The sequence below is a fragment of the Chitinophaga sedimenti genome (genome assembly GCF_023156195.1).
Lineage (GTDB): Bacteria > Bacteroidota > Bacteroidia > Chitinophagales > Chitinophagaceae > Chitinophaga > Chitinophaga sedimenti.
The window spans coordinates 4,847,805-4,864,140 of the sequence record NZ_JAKUKA010000001.1 but is presented as its reverse complement, the minus strand read 5'-3'; the positions used below and the strand labels follow the sequence as shown (position 1 = coordinate 4,864,140).

20 protein-coding genes, 1 pseudogene and 1 riboswitch are annotated in these 16,336 nt (G+C 49.4%); of the genes and pseudogenes, 13 read left to right on the top strand and 8 right to left on the bottom strand.

Annotated features, from left to right (window positions below):
- Positions 1 to 21 precede the first annotated feature (21 nt).
- From MKQ70_RS27840 to MKQ70_RS27830, 3 genes are read right to left on the bottom strand one after another with little or no spacing between them, the layout of a single operon-like run.
- Positions 22 to 1,590 (bottom strand): N-acyl-D-amino-acid deacylase family protein, encoded by a 1,569-nt coding sequence (locus MKQ70_RS27840; RefSeq protein ID WP_248076380.1) that lies wholly within the window; start codon positions 1,588 to 1,590, stop codon positions 22 to 24.
- A gap of 16 nt (positions 1,591 to 1,606) precedes the next feature.
- Positions 1,607 to 1,894, bottom strand: coding sequence for a DUF4440 domain-containing protein (locus MKQ70_RS27835; protein WP_248076377.1), 288 nt, complete (start codon positions 1,892 to 1,894; stop codon positions 1,607 to 1,609).
- Positions 1,891 to 2,037: a hypothetical protein gene (locus MKQ70_RS27830; RefSeq protein ID WP_248076374.1), complete on the bottom strand. Its 147-nt coding sequence runs from the start codon at positions 2,035 to 2,037 to the stop codon at positions 1,891 to 1,893. The genes MKQ70_RS27835 and MKQ70_RS27830 overlap by 4 nt, the downstream gene beginning before the upstream one ends.
- Before the next feature lie 106 nt (positions 2,038 to 2,143).
- On the opposite strand from MKQ70_RS27830, the gene MKQ70_RS27825 reads away from it, so the two are divergent.
- The 4 genes from MKQ70_RS27825 (at position 2,144) to MKQ70_RS27815 (ending at position 5,253) form a co-directional block, all read left to right on the top strand.
- A complete protein-coding gene (locus MKQ70_RS27825) occupies positions 2,144 to 3,334 on the top strand; it encodes a DegT/DnrJ/EryC1/StrS family aminotransferase (RefSeq protein ID WP_248076371.1) in 1,191 nt (396 codons plus the stop codon).
- A 98-nt stretch (positions 3,335 to 3,432) separates the two neighbouring features.
- Entirely contained in the window at positions 3,433 to 3,813 is a 381-nt protein-coding gene (locus tag MKQ70_RS39775) for a cytidylyltransferase domain-containing protein (RefSeq protein ID WP_282456814.1), read from the top strand.
- Positions 3,795 to 4,142, top strand: a complete 348-nt coding sequence (locus MKQ70_RS39770; RefSeq protein WP_308199209.1) for a cytidylyltransferase domain-containing protein — start codon at positions 3,795 to 3,797, stop codon at positions 4,140 to 4,142. The genes MKQ70_RS39775 and MKQ70_RS39770 overlap by 19 nt, the downstream gene beginning before the upstream one ends.
- 34 nt (positions 4,143 to 4,176) lie before the next feature.
- The gene (locus MKQ70_RS27815; protein ID WP_248076357.1) at positions 4,177 to 5,253 is read left to right on the top strand and encodes an iron-containing alcohol dehydrogenase family protein; all 1,077 of its coding nucleotides are present in this window, start codon (positions 4,177 to 4,179) and stop codon (positions 5,251 to 5,253) included.
- A 20-nt stretch (positions 5,254 to 5,273) separates the two neighbouring features.
- Here MKQ70_RS27815 and MKQ70_RS27810 read toward each other — a convergent pair whose 3' ends face one another.
- Both MKQ70_RS27810 and MKQ70_RS27805 read right to left on the bottom strand, forming a co-directional pair.
- Complete coding sequence (locus MKQ70_RS27810; protein ID WP_248076354.1) at positions 5,274 to 5,825, bottom strand: MFS transporter; 552 nt, start codon at positions 5,823 to 5,825, stop codon at positions 5,274 to 5,276.
- Complete coding sequence (locus MKQ70_RS27805; protein ID WP_248076351.1) at positions 5,822 to 6,550, bottom strand: MFS transporter; 729 nt, start codon at positions 6,548 to 6,550, stop codon at positions 5,822 to 5,824. Before MKQ70_RS27805 ends, MKQ70_RS27810 begins: the two co-directional genes overlap by 4 nt.
- 114 nt (positions 6,551 to 6,664) lie before the next feature.
- On the opposite strand from MKQ70_RS27805, the gene MKQ70_RS27800 reads away from it, so the two are divergent.
- The gene (locus MKQ70_RS27800) at positions 6,665 to 7,867 is read left to right on the top strand and encodes a TlpA family protein disulfide reductase (protein ID WP_248076347.1); all 1,203 of its coding nucleotides are present in this window, start codon (positions 6,665 to 6,667) and stop codon (positions 7,865 to 7,867) included.
- The gene (locus MKQ70_RS27795; protein ID WP_248076331.1) at positions 7,837 to 8,049 is read left to right on the top strand and encodes a thioredoxin domain-containing protein; all 213 of its coding nucleotides are present in this window, start codon (positions 7,837 to 7,839) and stop codon (positions 8,047 to 8,049) included. Before MKQ70_RS27800 ends, MKQ70_RS27795 begins: the two co-directional genes overlap by 31 nt.
- A gap of 328 nt (positions 8,050 to 8,377) precedes the next feature.
- On the opposite strand, the gene MKQ70_RS27790 is transcribed toward MKQ70_RS27795, so the two are convergent.
- Both MKQ70_RS27790 and MKQ70_RS27785 read right to left on the bottom strand, forming a co-directional pair.
- Positions 8,378 to 8,626 carry a hypothetical protein gene (locus MKQ70_RS27790; protein WP_248076328.1) on the bottom strand — a complete coding sequence of 83 codons (249 nt, stop codon included), beginning with the start codon at positions 8,624 to 8,626 and terminating at the stop codon, positions 8,378 to 8,380.
- The gene (locus tag MKQ70_RS27785; RefSeq protein ID WP_248076325.1) at positions 8,602 to 9,282 is read right to left on the bottom strand and encodes a hypothetical protein; all 681 of its coding nucleotides are present in this window, start codon (positions 9,280 to 9,282) and stop codon (positions 8,602 to 8,604) included. The genes MKQ70_RS27790 and MKQ70_RS27785 overlap by 25 nt, the downstream gene beginning before the upstream one ends.
- Before the next feature lie 315 nt (positions 9,283 to 9,597).
- Between MKQ70_RS27785 and dnaN the strand changes: the two genes are divergently transcribed.
- Positions 9,598 to 10,716 (top strand): DNA polymerase III subunit beta, encoded by a 1,119-nt coding sequence (gene dnaN, locus MKQ70_RS27780; RefSeq protein ID WP_248076297.1) that lies wholly within the window; start codon positions 9,598 to 9,600, stop codon positions 10,714 to 10,716.
- 561 nt (positions 10,717 to 11,277) lie between these two features.
- A complete protein-coding gene (locus MKQ70_RS27775) occupies positions 11,278 to 11,532 on the top strand; it encodes a hypothetical protein (RefSeq protein WP_248076241.1) in 255 nt (84 codons plus the stop codon).
- Between the two features lie 292 nt (positions 11,533 to 11,824).
- Here the strand turns inward: MKQ70_RS27775 and MKQ70_RS27770 are convergent, their stop codons facing one another.
- Positions 11,825 to 12,070: a hypothetical protein gene (locus tag MKQ70_RS27770; RefSeq protein WP_248076238.1), complete on the bottom strand. Its 246-nt coding sequence runs from the start codon at positions 12,068 to 12,070 to the stop codon at positions 11,825 to 11,827.
- Positions 12,071 to 12,145: 75 nt separating this feature from the next.
- A riboswitch (TPP riboswitch) is annotated at positions 12,146 to 12,247 on the top strand.
- Between the two features lie 50 nt (positions 12,248 to 12,297).
- On the opposite strand from MKQ70_RS27770, the gene thiS reads away from it, so the two are divergent.
- The 5 genes and pseudogenes from thiS to thiE all read left to right on the top strand — a co-directional run bounded on the left by thiS (position 12,298) and on the right by thiE (position 16,336).
- The gene (gene thiS / locus MKQ70_RS27765) at positions 12,298 to 12,501 is read left to right on the top strand and encodes a sulfur carrier protein ThiS (protein ID WP_248076235.1); all 204 of its coding nucleotides are present in this window, start codon (positions 12,298 to 12,300) and stop codon (positions 12,499 to 12,501) included.
- A 48-nt stretch (positions 12,502 to 12,549) separates the two neighbouring features.
- Positions 12,550 to 14,406: a phosphomethylpyrimidine synthase ThiC gene (thiC, locus tag MKQ70_RS27760; protein ID WP_248076211.1), complete on the top strand. Its 1,857-nt coding sequence runs from the start codon at positions 12,550 to 12,552 to the stop codon at positions 14,404 to 14,406.
- Complete coding sequence (locus tag MKQ70_RS27755; RefSeq protein WP_248076208.1) at positions 14,403 to 14,975, top strand: thiamine phosphate synthase; 573 nt, start codon at positions 14,403 to 14,405, stop codon at positions 14,973 to 14,975. Before thiC ends, MKQ70_RS27755 begins: the two co-directional genes overlap by 4 nt.
- Positions 14,960 to 15,707: pseudogene (locus MKQ70_RS27750) on the top strand (hydroxymethylpyrimidine/phosphomethylpyrimidine kinase). Before MKQ70_RS27755 ends, MKQ70_RS27750 begins: the two are co-directional and overlap by 16 nt.
- Positions 15,704 to 16,336, top strand: a complete 633-nt coding sequence (thiE, locus tag MKQ70_RS27740; protein WP_248076185.1) for a thiamine phosphate synthase — start codon at positions 15,704 to 15,706, stop codon at positions 16,334 to 16,336. Before MKQ70_RS27750 ends, thiE begins: the two are co-directional and overlap by 4 nt.

Here is a 16,336-nt window from a genome sequence, read left to right as displayed (position 1 = left end):
GGTTTGTGCCGCGGCTTTTTTTTATTGATTTCCTTTTAATACCATCCCGCTTCTCGCTCCAACATGTTTTCCCTCGTCTATTGTTACTACGCCGTTCACGAGTACATATTTAAATCCTGTAGCATATTGGTGCGGTTGCTCAAAGGTGGAATTATCGGTGACAGTAGCCGGATCAAAAATAACGATGTCCGCATTGTACCCCGGCAATAATAATCCGCGTCCGCCGAGCCGGAACTTCTGGGCCGGCAGCGACGTCATGCGTCGAATGGCTTCTTCCAGTGAAATTACTTTTTGCTCACGCACATATCGGCCCAACACGCGGGCGTTGGTGCCATAACCGCGAGGATGTGGCACGCCTACGTTAAATTGTCGAATGCCCGCATCCGAAGCAAACATGTTAAAGGGATATTGCATGATGTATTTCACATCATCTTCGTTCATACTATGAAACACCATGCCCGCGCCACCCTCTTTTACAATGTCCAGCACCGTGTTGATCTCATTCTTCAGCGTGGCTTTATGTCCGCGAAGCCTGTTGATCTCCATAATGTTTTTGCCATTCAGGCTGGTGTCTGGTCTGAAAGACGCCACCACGGCATAGTCCAGGTGTTTGAGTTTGCGATTTTTATAGATGGAAAGCATTTTGCTAACGATCTGCTGTCGCGTGTTGTTATCTGTAAGCCTGTAGACGATGGAGTCGCGGCCGCCGGACAGCGCCCAATTAGGCAACAGGGTGTTAATCGATGTGCTGCTTGCGGTGTAAGGGTATTGATCGATGGTCACTTCTATGCCTTCTTCGCGCGCCTGTTGGACCAGGGCCAGCGTTTGCCGGGAACGGCCCCAGTTTTGTTTTCCACTAACTTTAAAGTGAGATATTTCTACCGGGATATTGGCCTGTCTGCCTATCGTAAGCGCCTCTTCAATGGCGTCGTTTACCTGGTCCGCCTCGTTGCGCATGTGCGTAGCATAAACGCCGCCGTAACGGGCGGCCACTTTGGCCAGACCAGTAATTTCTTCAGTTTTGGCATACATGCCCGGCAGGTAAATAAGTCCCGTACTTAACCCGACGGCGCCGTCTTTCATGGCTTTTTCCACCATCGCTTCCATCTGTTGCTGTTCCTGCGGCGTGGGCTGGCGATTGCTGTTGCCAATGATAGCGCGGCGCACATCGTTATGGCCGATGAAAGATGCTACGTTAATGGAGAGCCGCGCACTATCAAGTTTATAAAAATAACGCGCAAGATCGGGGTTGGATGATCCGCAGTTGCCCGTAATCACCGTTGTAACGCCATCCAGCAGGAAGTTGTCAGCGGTAGGCACCTTGAACTCGTCGCCTTCTATATGTGTATGTACGTCGATGAAGCCGGGAGCTACGGTAAGGCCGTTTGCGCTGATGGTTTTTGTGGCGGTGTAGGAGGCCAGGTTGCCTGTCCGCACAATTTTTCCGGCCGTTACTGCCACATCCCCATAATACCAGTTGTTGCCGGTACCATCGATGATGCGGGCATTTTTGATGAGCAAGTCGCATTGCTGCGCCCGAGACGCCAGGGCGGCGCAGAGGAGCATGGCAGTGAGGGGCAATTTTCTCATGATGTAAAATTTGTACTTAGCTGCTATGGTCGGCAATGATCTTCCATTCGCCATCAATCTTCTTCATTGTTAAGGAAAAATGTCCCTGTAAGTCGCCGATCGTCCGCGTCAAATGCCATTTGCCTATTACCAGGTAAACTCCTTTCGCCAACCGCTTGAATTCTAGTAGGTTAAATTCCAGCTGACCCATTGCGGCTTTGTCCGGGTACCCCTTTTTGTAATTGTCAAGTGTAGCCTGCCAACCATAGGTTACCCCGTTTTTGCCGATGAACATCAGCGAATCGGACTTCCAGTAGGTGGTCATAAAAGCCTCCAGTCCCGGCGGTTCCAGGCCTCCGACTGCACCTTCATCAATGCTTTTATCTTTTCTACCTCATTTTGCTGGGCTTTTGCGGTAATGGAGCTACCGAAAACAAGTACTGCTATGATAATGATGAATGAACGCATGTTAAATTTTTAGCAAAAGATAAACAGTTTTTCGAGCGCAGCATGTTCCGATTATGCTACCTTTGCACAACATAAAAAAATAGACCGAAGTATAAAAATATAAGCTATGCCCGGATATGAACTTTTCGACGACGCAGAAAAGAAAGAAGTAATGGATGTGCTGGAAACAGGCATCTATATGCGTTATGGCTTCGATGGCCCACGTAATAATGTATGGAAAGCGAAAGAGCTGGAACAGGCGCTTTGCGACCGCTTCGATGTGAAGTATGCGCAACTGACCTCCAGCGGCACCACCGCGCTCTCTACCGCAATGGCCGCACTGGGTATCGGTTACGGCGATGAGGTGATCATGCCGACCTTTACATTTGTGGCGAGCTTCGAAGCGGTACTTTCTGTAGGCGCTATCCCGGTTTTGGTTGATGTGGATGATACGCTCACGCTGGATCCGGCGGCTGTAAAAGCTGCCATCACGCCTAAAACGAAGGTGATCATGCCCGTGCACATGTGTGGCGGTATGGCCGACCTCGGCGCGTTGAAAGCGATCTGCAAAGAACATAATCTGTTGCTGCTCGAAGATGCCTGTCAGGCTATTGGCGCTACCTACGACGGTCAGGCGCTGGGCTCTATCGGCGATGCGGGCACGTTCTCGTTCGACTTCGTTAAAACAGTTACCTGCGCCGAAGGCGGGGTGGTACTGACAAACAACGAAGCCGTTTATACAAAATGCGACGGCTACACCGACCACGGCCACGACCACCTTGGCGTTGACCGCGGTGCAGACCTCCATCCTTTCCTGGGTTATAATTATCGCATCTCAGAACTGCATGCTGCAGTTGGCCTGGCGCAGATCCGTAAACTCGACAAATTCCTGGAAATCCAGCGTAACAATAAAGAAGTACTCAAATCAGCCCTGAAAAACATTCCGGGTGTTACGTTCCGCCGCCTGCCCGATCCGAAAGGCGACGCCGCCACGTTCCTCAGCTTCTTCCTGCCCGACGCAGCGAAAGCCGCGGCCGCAGCAGCAGCGATCAAAGCCGCAGGCATCCCCGCGTTTTACTGGTTTGATAACAACTGGCACTATGTACGCAAATGGAACCACTTCAAAGACGGCGTTTCCCTCACCGGTTTCGGTCCTGAAGTGAGAGCCGCCATGGACGCTTACAAAACCAAGCAGTTCCCGGCGTCCGACGCTATTATCGGCCGCACCATTTCTACTCCTATCAACCTCACCTGGGATGAGAAAGAATTGGCAGCACGCGCCGAAAAACTGGCTAACGCGGTTAAAAGTGTTTTATAATTAAGATGATCTCATTTTTCAAAACGATATAAAGGAGTGGCGCAACGCTGAACGTTGTGTTGCTCCTTTTGTTGTTAGTTAGAAGGATAAACTCCGCCATGAAAAAGATAGCCATGATCCCCGCCCGCATAGGGGCCACCCGCTTTCCACGCAAACTGATGCAGCTGCTCGGCGGTAAAACCGTAATCCTGCGCACCTACGAATCGACCGTTAACACCGGCGTATTCGATGAGGTAATCGTAGTGACCGACAGCGACGAAATTTTTAATGAAATCACCAGCAACGGCGGCAAAGCCGTCATGAGCATAAAGGAACACGAATCCGGCTCCGACCGTATCGCCGAAGCGGTAAAGGATATGGATGCTGATATCGTGGTAAACGTACAGGGCGACGAACCTTTTGCACAACGCGCCGCACTCGAAAAGCTGTTGAAGGAATTCGATGGTGAAGCCGGTAAAAAGTGCAGGTGGCGTCGCTGATGCAGGAATTAAAAGACGCATCTTCCGTAGCCGACCCTAATTACGTGAAAGTGGCGGTAGACCTGAACTTCAACTCGCTGATGTTCTCCCGCTCTCCTGTTCCCTACCACCGCGATAAAAACGTGACGCCCGTATATTACGAACACATTGGCATCTACGCTTTCCGTAAAGATGCGCTGATGCAGTTCACGACCTGGCCGATGACGCCACTGGAATCAGCAGAAAAAATTGAATGCCTCCGCTACCTCGAACACGGCATTCCGTTGAAAATGGTTGTAACAGAATACATGGGTGTAGAAATAGATACGGCCGAAGACTGTAAAGGCTGAAGCATTTCTTAAAGCAAATAGTTAATATAACGATATGAAATTCAGGAACTTTAAAATGGTGGGATACGTGATTTATGGTCGCGGCTCCTTCGGACAACTGGACGAGATACTCGCGCCAAACCGCAAAGGCGATGCGCCGATGATCTTTTTTGTGGACCATGTTTTTGAAAACAAACCTGCGCTGACGGGCCGCATCCCGTTGCGTGGAAAAGATAAGGTCATCTTCATCAACGTGACCGACGAGCCTAAAACAACATATGTCGATAAAATCCGCGATGATCTGAAAGCCGAATTTGGTGAGGTATCCGGTATTGTTGGCATCGGTGGCGGCTCAGTAATGGACATGGCCAAAGCAGTATCGCTGATGATGAACAACCCGGGTTCGTCTGCCGATTACCAGGGTTGGGACCTCGTGAAGTTCCCCGGCGTATACAAAGTGGGCATCCCCACACTGGCAGGGACCGGCGCGGAAGTAAGCCGCACCTGCGTGCTTACCGGTCCTACACGCAAACTGGGTATGAACTCCGATTTCACCCCCTTCGATCAAATCGTACTCGATCCGGAATTAATCAAAGATGCACCGGTGAACCAGCGCTTCTATACCGCGATGGACTGCTATATTCACTGCATAGAAAGCCTGGAAGGCACATACCTTAATGCTTTCAGCCGCTCTTACGGCGAAAAGGCCCTGGAACTGTGCCAGGAAATCTTCCTGAGAAAAGATAACTGGGATGACGACGCCGACGAAAAACTGATGATGGCTTCCTACGCCGGCGGTATGAGCATTGCTTATTCACAGGTGGGCGTGGCGCACGCAGTGAGCTATGGTTTGGCTTACCTGCTCGGCATCAAACACGGTATCGGCAACTGCATTGTGTTCGATAAGATTGAAGAATTTTATCCCGCAGGTGTAAAAGAGTTTAAGCAAATGGTGGAAAAACATAACATCGATATTCCGCAAGGCATTACCAAAGGCTTAACCGACGCGGACTTCAACAAGATGATTGATGTATCGCTGGGCATGGCACCACTGTGGGAAAACGCACTTGGCCCCACATGGAAGGAGCAAATGACCCGCGATCGCTTGCGCGCATTGTACGAGAAATTCTAACATGATAAAACGGCGGACGATCACCATTGTCCGCCGTTATAATTATTGGCCGGTTGTGATTTATCCGCAAAAGCTGCCTCTTTTTTATGATCGCTTTTTTCGACGGCCGTCCGCAACGACTGCTTCCATCCCCTATCCCCTTGCACGAACAGTAGATAAATAGTGGCGAGCAGCGTAACCGCCGCCATCACGTAGAAAGTAAGCTCAAAAAGCCGGGCGTTATTATTATAAATTTTAGCAGAAAAGTAAGCGCCTAAACCAATACCCGCTTCCAAAGCAATGTACATTGTTGCCAGCGCGCGCCCGCGATGCTCAGGCTGCCCCAGGTCAATCGTCCAGGCCGTAACCACGGGCGAATTAATACCCAGTGCTACACCGTAAATCAGCGAAGACAGCAACAACATAAATTGCGTGTGCGATATCGCGATCATGAACATGGAAACAGCCATCAGTGCGGTAGAAATTTTCAATAACGGCACGCGCCCGTATTTATCCGAAGCCTTGCCCGCAAACAGGCGAATGGCGATAGAGCTGGCGGTAAAGAAAGTGAAGAAAAGTCCTTTGTTCTTCATGCCCGGTACTCCGAAAAGTCGGGGATCACGGTGAGGAGGGCGCCATAACATACATAAGTAAGAAACGTTACCACGGCAGCGGGCAGTACGGAAGGCTCCACCAGTTCGTGCCGCGAAATCTTTAGCAGTTTTGCGCTGAAGCGCTGCTTGGCTGGTAATGTTTCCTTCATCGCACCTACCAGGATCACTACCGACAATAATGCAAATACTGCTGATACCTGAAACATAACCATTGTGCCCCAGATGCTGGCCACGAACCCGCCAATAGCCGGTCCGAGCGATAATCCGATAGTGCTGAACAGGCCAATCATGCCCATCGCTTCGGCGCGACGGTTAAACGGAACCAGGTCTGCCACATATGCGGAAGTCGCTGTGGGTTTGAAACCGGTAGAAAAACCATGGAAAAAACGAAGGAGCAAAAATGCAGCGACGGAACTAACAAGCGGATAAAGTAAGCTGCACACCACGCATACCAGCGAACCAAATACCATAACGGGAATACGGCCAATCGTGTCGGTAAGTTTGCCGCTGAAAGGGCGCGAAAGTCCCGCCATGAGCGTAAAGAGACCAATAATGTAACCCTTGTAATCAGCACCGCCCAAACTGGTAAGGTACGCCGGGAGTTCCGGGATCATCATGTTAAAACTGGCAGAGAAAAACGCGTTGCTTAAGCAGAGTAAGACGAACTGAAAGGTGTATATCTTTCCATTCAACGACTGGTCCATGTTGCAAAATTAGGTTTTTTTGACCGCTGGGCCACTGAGGAAGCTGCATTTCAGCGGGAAATGTTATTTTCGTTAGCGCTAAGAAATAGCCAACATTAAAATTTAACGTGATCTATGACAAAGAACAAACTCCGCGCTTCGGTGGCGGTGTTGGGCTTAATGGCCGCTGCATTCTCCGCACGCGCCGCCCTTCCAACCATCATTCAGGGAAAAGTAAAAGAAGCCAAAACGAACACCATTTACCTCTTCACCGTGAAGGAAGGTAAAATGCAGGAGTTCGCGCAAACCCGTGTGGGAAGCGACGAAGGTTATGTATTGGGCCTCAGCACCGTGCAGGAAGGCTACTATTATGTATCCGGAAACAAAAGAGACTACACGCGCCTGTACCTAAAGCCGGGCGACCAGGTGAAGCTGGACCTCACAGAAGATGCCGGTTACCAGCTTACCGCCCCATCTCCCGAAAACAAACTGTTGCTGGAATGGGCCGACAAAAGCCGCGACTTGCGCCGCAAAGCACTTATGTTGAAAAACGACACCAGCACGTTCGCCACGTTTTTCCCGCGCTTCGAGCAACTGGAAAAAGAGGCAAAAATCATCCGCGCCAAGGCTACCACACCGAACAAAAAGTTCAACGAACTGTTCAAGTTCACCGTGGACGCGGATTTGGAGCTGATCGGCCTGTCCTTCCTGTACACGCCGCATTCCGCGCACCCGACCAAAGAACAGTATCCTGCGTTCTTCAGTGAAGTGAGTCAGCCTAACAAATACGCCGATGGCAAATTGCTGCAACTTGGCGAAGGGGAAAAGCTGATGAGTTTTTACACCACATGGTCTATGGTGACCGGCGACATGACGCAAAAGAAAATGAACACGGCTGAGCGCTGGGCATGGGGAACAAAACTTTATGGCAACGATACGGTAAAAGCTATGCTGGTAATTAACGGCATGCGCGGCATCAAAACTTTTGAGGAGTTAACCGCAAGCGTTGCGCCTTATAAGTCGATGTTCACTGAAGCCATGCTGGCCGATTACGCTGCGTACGAAAAATCGCTGCACACTTTCGCAGCCGGCGAAGCCGCACTCAATTTCTCTTATCCGGATATGAACGGTAAAACCGTTACGCTGAAAGATTTGAAAGGAAAAGTAGTGCTGGTGGACGTTTGGGCCACCTGGTGCGGTCCCTGCAAGGCGGAAATTCCTTCGTTGAAAGCACTGGAAAAAGAAATGCACGATCAGAATGTAGCTTTTGTAAGCATTTCCGTAGATGTGGAAAAAGACAAACAAAAGTGGCAGGACTTCGTGAAAAAGAAGAGCTGAGCGGCATTCAACTGTTCGCTTCCGGCTGGAGCGATATCACCAAATTTTATAACATCACCGGTATTCCTCGTTTCATGGTGTTCGATCAAAGCGGAAAAATCGTAACGATCGATGCGCCGCGCCCGTCAGACAAAACCGGCGCGCTAAAAACACTGCTGGAAAAAACGATGGCAAAAAAATAATGATAAAGCAAAGCCGCTGTGATGAACAGCGGCTTTTTTATGTAGCCATCTTTTTCTCCCCTCTTCAACCGCCGTTGCGTCGCACACTTCAGCAGTTAAAAACAAAGCCGCCCTGCATGCAGAGCGGCTTCCTATAAAAAGGTCGATTGAGCTTATTTTTTAACGTACTTCACGGTTGCATACAACAACATCAGTGCAAATGCGATGATAGTCACCCAGCATCCGATAAATCCGATCATATCGCCAACCTGATAAAATGTAGTAGTACTTACGTTAGAATCCAGCAACATAGTAAAGCTTTTTTAGTAATACGCCTGCAAATTAGCTATTAAACGGCAAATTGCCAATCATTTTTCTTTTTTGGAAGAGATTTAATATCTCTTTCGTTGATCACCACCAGCGGTGGCTGCAGGAAACGGCGTTTGTTCCGGTACTCCTCGATGAAAGCCGGCGTAAGCCCACTCTCCGCAGTAACACGCTTACGTTTGATGGGCTGGCTTACCGCACTTTTAATTTTAAAATTAGCAGATTGCGATTGCCCGGAGGCGGCCATCACGTTGCGCATAAGTTGCTCCACATCGGCTTCGTGCGGGCTTTATAAAAGCCGGGCAGGTAATGCGTAAGCACCGTGTCCCACTGCTGGCTGTCGCGCGTGTTGGAAAAATGTACGCTGTTCCAGTAACGGGCAAACGACAGCATCTGGTAAGGCATGTTCGGATATTGAATATCCTGGTAAAACAATACGCTCTCCAGGTGATCGGCGATTTTTTCGGAGGAGGCGTCGCCTTCGGGGATACCATGACGCGCTACTTGCTGCAATTGCCAGCGAAGATTATCGTCGAGTAGTGGATTGTTGGTGGTCCAGTCTGCGTTTTCCGCAGCTGCGAGGTTGCCGCCGTCTGAGGGCAGGTCGCCCAGGCTGACGAGCATTTTGGTCATCGCCTGGTTAAATTGGTTTTTATTCGCTACGCGTTCTACGGTGTACAGGTTGCTCAGGAACAGCGAATCCGCGTCCAAAGCGCCTCCGGCCACTGCCGGGTGCTGGTATTTAATGAGCCCCCACACCCGTATGTACGTCGCGAGCGCATCGTATTGCACAGGTGGTGGCGCGGGCTTTTTGGCCGCGACAGGCTTATAGGTCTTTTTCTTTACCGGCGTTTTCTTCTTTTGTGCTATCCCCGGTTGGCAAAACACTAACAGGGCCAGCACACACAGGCTCAATAGTTTTTTCATGCTGCTTAAAACGGTTTAGATTTCACAGGCTTTAATCTTAAACAGGCATCTGGAACAATACACTTTGCTCTTGGTCAAGGCAAAGCTAATTAAATTTTTTTCTAATACAACTTGTTTCGTAAAAATTTATTGCCATGATAACGCTGCAACGGGGGCGTTTGGTATGTTAGATAGCAGATTTTATCGCGCCCAATGCGTGATAAATATATATAATGGAGCTATTGTCACCGAAAAATATTCACCTTTTTAGTCTGAATGACAAATCTTTCTATCTTTGTTTGCATTATATTACAAAGGAATATTTTAAACAACCTTATGAAGTTTATCGTTTCGTCCTCGGCTTTATTGAAACAATTGCAACAGATCAGTGGCGTTATTAACTCTAATACGGTATTGCCGATACTGGAAGATTTTCTTTTCCTGATTGACAAGAACGAATTAACGGTAGTGGCTACCGACCTGGAAACTGTGATGAAAGTTAAGCTGGAGGTAGAAGCCAAAGAAAGTGGCCGTATTTGTATCCCCGCAAAAATCCTGATGGATTCGCTCAAGAATCTGCCGGAGCAACCGCTCAGTTTTAACGTGGATATGAACTCCTACGCAGTGGAAATTACTTCCGATAATGGTAAGTATAAGGTAATGGGCGAAAACCCGGAGAACTTCCCGAAGGAGCCGGCTGCTGAAGACGCTACTTCTTTCACCATGCCATCTTCTGCTATCGTGACCGCCATTGCTAAATCTCTTTTCGCGGTAAGCAACGACGATCTCCGCCCGCAGATGACCGGTGTTTACTTTGAACTGGCGCCCGAAAGCGTAACTTTTGTAGCTACAGACGCACACCGTCTTGTTAAATACATTCGCACCGACGTAAAATGCCCGTCCAGCGACAATTTCATCGTGCCCAAAAAGCCGCTGAACCTGCTTAAGGCCGTGCTGCCCGATAACGAAAGCGAAATTAAAGTGGCTTACAGCGCTAACCACTTCTTCGTAACGCACGAAAACGCGCAGATGATCTGTCGCCTTATCGATGCCCGTTTCCCGGATTACAAAGTGGTAATTCCTAAGGAAAATCCTTATCGCCTGATTCTGACGAAAAGCGATTTCCAGAATGCCCTTAAGCGCGTGAGCGTGTTCTCCAATAAGAGCACCAACCAGGTTGCACTGAGCATTAGCGGTAGCGAGCTGCAGCTGTCTGCTCAGGACGTGGACTTCTCCTTCGAAGGTAACGAGCGCATGAGCTGCCAGTATAATGGCGAAGACATGCAGATCGCCTTTAACGCTAAATTCCTGATCGAAATGCTGAACGCAGCCGAGGGGGACGAAATTTCCATCGAGCTTTCTACGCCTACCAAAGCAGGCATCCTGAAACCGTCAGACAAAGGCGATAACGAAGACCTGCTGATGCTGGTGATGCCATTATTGCTGAATAACTAGGTACTGTTATCACATCATAAAGGAATTACATAGCATTTTTTCTTTATTGTTTAAACGATTGATTTTGATTCTTTAGTGGGAAAATAGATTATAAATATTTATAAACTGAAGAAAAGCGCAAAACGATTAATGATTTGTTAACATATGAAGCAATCTCTTTTTTAAGGGATTGCTTTTTTACAATATAAAATCTTCCTAAATCCGGTACTGTTGGGCAAAATATACTAATTTTCCATCGTCGGAAACGATCACCTGTAACCATATTGTAGCCTCAAACGCTCTACCCTAAGAAAAACTCCAGTTAGCGGAAATACAGGAAGAAGATAGAAAATGTGGGGTTTATCAATTGTACTTGTCGGACCGCCTTACTGTGCCGGAATTTTGAAATGAAGTTCCACGAATTGATGTATTAATCGGCATACAGTTTAAGACGCGGAGAAAATAACTTGTCTTTTACGCTTGCACGTTACCATCCTCGGTAAAACCTGATTTACTTTCCTTATTCGGAAAGCGAAGAGGAATGAACTATGTTTTTTGTATCACTAATATAAACTTCGATTTATGCAACACACCACCAGCGTACCTAAAATTGCCGGATTTATTTCCTTGATCGTCGGCATCGTTACTGTAGCTTTTGCTTTTATCAGCGAAGCCGCGGAAGCAAAAATTCTGCTGGGAGCCGCAAGTCTTTGCGCCGCTCTGGTATCAATTGTTTTTGCGCGTAAAACTACAGAGGATTTGCAGATGGCCGTAGCGGGTCTGTTTTTCTCTCTCGTTGCCTGCTGCATCGGACTGTGGCAATATTATAACCTCTAAGGAAAACCACAATAATATCGGGAGTGCAGGAGCGGTATCAAATTACCGTTTCGGCACTTTTTTATTTTTTTTTCTTTCCGTTTGCTGAATTTTTCGAGGTAACCGGGTTCGGCATTTATAGGAAATAAAACCATGCTACTATCGGTGATGATGCGAACGAGCAGCGTATCAGCCACGGTGTTTTTATAGAATCGGTTTCCTGTTGACTCCACAGGATCAATGTATCTTTTGCAAAGCCCACTTTTCGTAATTGGGAGAATGTACGTTTAGCGCTTCGGCTTTCCCGTTTTCTTCAATAAAAACCCTGTGTTAACGAATCGATGCCCTGTACCGGCTGACTCCACTGGCCGGGTATTTTGTCGGCCGGCACACTGTCGAGCTTAGGCAATGTATCTTTCTTAAAAGATTCCGCCACGGGCGCAAAAACAGAATCTTTGCCGGTCGTCATACTGTCGAGCGGCGAATGTTTTTCGGGTTCTTGAGAGTGGCAACCCGCGGCAGTGGCCAATATAGCGATGGCGAGCAATCGATTTTTCATATATTATCTATCTTATCAAAGATAATGCTATAAAACCTGATTTGGAATTTCCCGAAATTCTTGCATAGATTTGTAGCAACACTTTAGGGGTGTTCCGGTATAACAGCCGGAACTGAGATAATACCCTCGGTACCTGATGCAGTTCATACTGTCGTAGGGAAAAGTACTGATCCTTCTCATGCATTTGCATCCTTAAAGTTTATTGTTTCACCTAAACTACCATTACCATGGAAGTACTTGTAAACAATAAACTTTATGCAGTCCAGCCGCACACCACGGTGGCAGGGCTCTTACAGTTTATTCAACTCTCCTCGGAAAAAGGCATCGCCGTCGCCGTCAACAACCTTGTTGTGCCGCGCCTGCAATGGGACCAACAGGCCTTGCAGCCGTCGGACAATGTTACCATTATTCGTGCGACGCAGGGAGGATAACACCTATCCCCTCCCTCTCCTTTTATTTCACTTTTAAATTTTTCCTACATGACAACGTCTCACGTTATCAGCAGGGAGCCATTTCCTGCGTCCAAAAAAATCTACGTAAAAGGCCAGTTGCACGATATCTCAGTAGCAATGCGCGAAATAGCGCTCACGCCTACGCGCCTGCACGGCCGCAATGGCGAAGCGTCGCCTAATCCCCCGGTGCCGTTGTACGATACCAGCGGCCCTTATACAGATCCTTCGCAACAGATCGATATCCGCAAAGGATTGCCCCGTTTGCGTGAGCAGTGGATTTTGCAACGAGGCGATGTGGAATTACTGCCAGGCATTTCTTCTGAGTATGGTCGTCAGCGAATGGCAGATGAATCACTGAACAACCTGCGCTTTGAGCATCTGCAACGGCCGTTACGCGCGAAGGCAGGACGAAACGTGTCGCAGTTGTTTTATGCAAAACAAGGGATCATCACACCCGAAATGGAATATGTTGCAATCCGAGAAAACCAGCTGGCAGACCGACTTTACGGCCTGTCGGATGACTTAACGCAGCAACATAAAGGGTACAGCTTTGGTGCTAATACACCGAAAAATTTTATCACGCCTGAGTTTGTGCGGGATGAAATCGCGGCTGGCCGTGCGATCATTCCTAATAACATCAATCATCCGGAAAGTGAGCCGATGATTATCGGGCGTAATTTTTTGGTGAAGATTAATGCGAACATTGGTAATTCCGCGGTATCGTCCAGTATCGAGGAAGAAGTAGAAAAAGCGGTATGGGCCTGCAGATGGGGCGGCGATACAATCATGGACCTGAGCACCGGTAAAAATATTCATGAAACCCGCGAGTGGATTATCCGCAATTCGCCTGTTCCTATTGGTACAGTACCCATTTACCAGGCGTTGGAAAAAGTGAATGGAAAGGCCGAAAACCTCACCTGGGAGCTGTTTCGCGATACGCTGATTGAACAGGCTGAGCAAGGGGTGGATTACTTTACGATTCACGCCGGCGTGCTGTTGCGATATGTACCGCTCACCGCCAAACGTATGACGGGCATCGTGTCGCGTGGAGGCTCCATCATGGCGAAGTGGTGCCTCGCGCATCATAAAGAAAACTTCTTGTACACGCATTTTGAAGAGATCTGCGAGATCATGAAAGCCTATGACGTGGCCTTTTCGCTGGGCGATGGTCTTCGTCCGGGCAGCATTGCCGATGCGAATGATGCGGCCCAATTTGCAGAATTAGAAACCCTCGGTGAACTCACCAAAATAGCCTGGAAGCACGATGTACAGGTAATGATCGAGGGGCCGGGCCACGTCCCGATGCACCTCATCAAAGAAAATATGACCAAACAGCTGGAACATTGTCACGAGGCGCCGTTTTATACGCTGGGGCCGCTGACGACCGACATCGCGCCCGGCTACGACCACATCACGTCTGCCATTGGCGCGGCGATGATTGGCTGGTTCGGCACTGCCATGCTTTGTTATGTAACGCCGAAAGAACACCTTGGGCTGCCAAATCGGGAAGATGTAAAGCAGGGCGTAATCACCTATAAGCTGGCCGCCCACGCCGCCGATCTTGCAAAAGGCCATCCAGGTGCGCAATACCGCGATAATGCATTGAGTAAAGCGCGCTTCGAATTCCGTTGGGAAGATCAATTTAACCTTTCGCTGGACCCCGACACGGCGCGTGCTTATCACGATGCCACGCTGCCCTCGGAGAACGCGAAGGTAGCCCACTTCTGTTCCATGTGCGGTCCTCACTTTTGCTCCATGAAAATTACGCAGGAGGTACGCGAATTCGCAGCCGGACAGGGAGTACAGGAGCAGGACGCATTGCAGGCGGGCATGCAACAGCAGGCAGAAAAATTTGTAGAGCAAGGCGCGGATATCTATTTATGATCTGGGCGCTCACAGCTCCCATAGCGCTGCCCGATGAGGCCAAACGACTCAACGACTTGCTGGATGCGGGACTGGATATACTTGTGCTTCGCAAACCAGATGGCTCTTGCGAGCAACTGCTTGAGCAACTGGACACGCGGCACTATCGGAAAATCCTGTTGGCAGGTCTGCCGGAAATAGCTGCCCGCCTGGGTTTATTGGGCGTACACATGAGCGAGGCCCGCCGGCAGGCATTGCCAGGCGGTTTACAGAAACCCCGCGGACTATATGGTAGTACGGCTATCCACTCAGATCGCGCTATCCCATTGCTTTCGCAGTATTGGGACAGCCTGCTGCTAAGTCCTGTGTTTGACAGTATTTCAAAACCTGGGTACAAAGCAGGTAGTTTTAGGTTGACGGGCAACCATTATGCGAAGTTAGTCGCATTGGGTGGCATTAACGCAGAAACCGCACCACTGGCGAAATCCATAGGTTTTGACGGCGTTGCTTTAATGGGCGCCCTTTGGGAAAATGTGGGCGCAAGTCTACAAACATTTGAACGTATAAAACAGGCATGGAGAAATACGTAATGAGCATCGCGGGCCTGGATCCCAGTGCCGGCGCAGGTTTAACGGCAGATGTAAAAACATTTGAAGCGCAGGGCCTGTATGGCTTTGCTGTTTGTTCGGCGCTGACGGTGCAGACAGACGACCGTTTTTATTCAGTAGAATGGCTGCCCGCCAGCAAAATTGTGGCACAGGCGGCGCCATTGCTGGAAAAGTTTCCGGTGACGTATTGTAAGATCGGCATCATGCAGAGCGTGACAGCCGTGCAAAAGGTAATAAGTGCTTTGCGCGTATTGCAGCCGGGTCTACGCTTTGTTGTAGATCCTGTGCTGAAGGCTTCTGCGGGGCATCATTTGTACAATGCAGCGTGCCTGGAGCAATGGACGGAGGTGTTGCAGGAGGTGTACCTGCTTACGCCGAACTACAACGAGGCGCAGGCGATCGCCGGTAGGGAAGATGGTGAGGAAGCAGCGGCGTTGCTGGCGCACTATACGCCGGTGTTGCTGAAGGGGGCATCATCCCGGTAAACCGGGTGTGGACCAGCTATTTAGAGAGGGCGGTGTAACGCAGTATCCGCCCATATCCGATGAGTCGAATACTTATTCGAAACATGGCTCCGGCTGCGTGCTTTCAGCCGCCATTACCGCACAACTCGCCAAGGGCGTACCATTAGAAACAGCCTGCGCCAACGCGAAGGCCTACACGTACAGGTTCCTCCAAAGTCATTCATCACTCTTAGGAAAACATTTTACATGACATCACCACTATTATATATATCGCAACCACCACATACCGCAAATATCCGCCTGGCCTGCGAAGCCGGCTGCCGGGCTGTGCAGCTCCGCGTGAAAAACGCACAGCCGCAAGAATGGCTGCAGCTCGCAAAGGAAGCCAAGGCTGTATGCGATACATTCGGTGTTGCGCTTTACATCAATGATAATCCGCATCTCGCCAAACAGGTGGGCGCCACCGGGGTACACCTGGGGCTTAATGATATGTCGGTCGCGGAGGCGCGGAAAATATTAGGCCCGGATGTTATCATCGGAGGTACGGCCAACACAGCAACCGATATCCGCAGGCATGCGTCTGAAGGGGCGGATTACATTGGCCTCGGGCCCTTCCGGTTTACAACAACCAAGGAGCAACTTAGTCCGACATTAGGATTGGACGGATATCACCGGGTACTGGAGCAGGCGGCCGTTCGCCTGCCGGTGTTCGCGATCGGGGGTATACTGGAGGACGATGTGCCCGGGTTGAAAGCGGCCGGTATATACGGCGTGGCGGTATCCGGACTGATTACTTACGCAGAGGATAGAACAGGCTTGGTGGCAAGGCTACTACGACAGCTCGACCAACCAGTGCATCAACATCTACCTAAAAATTAA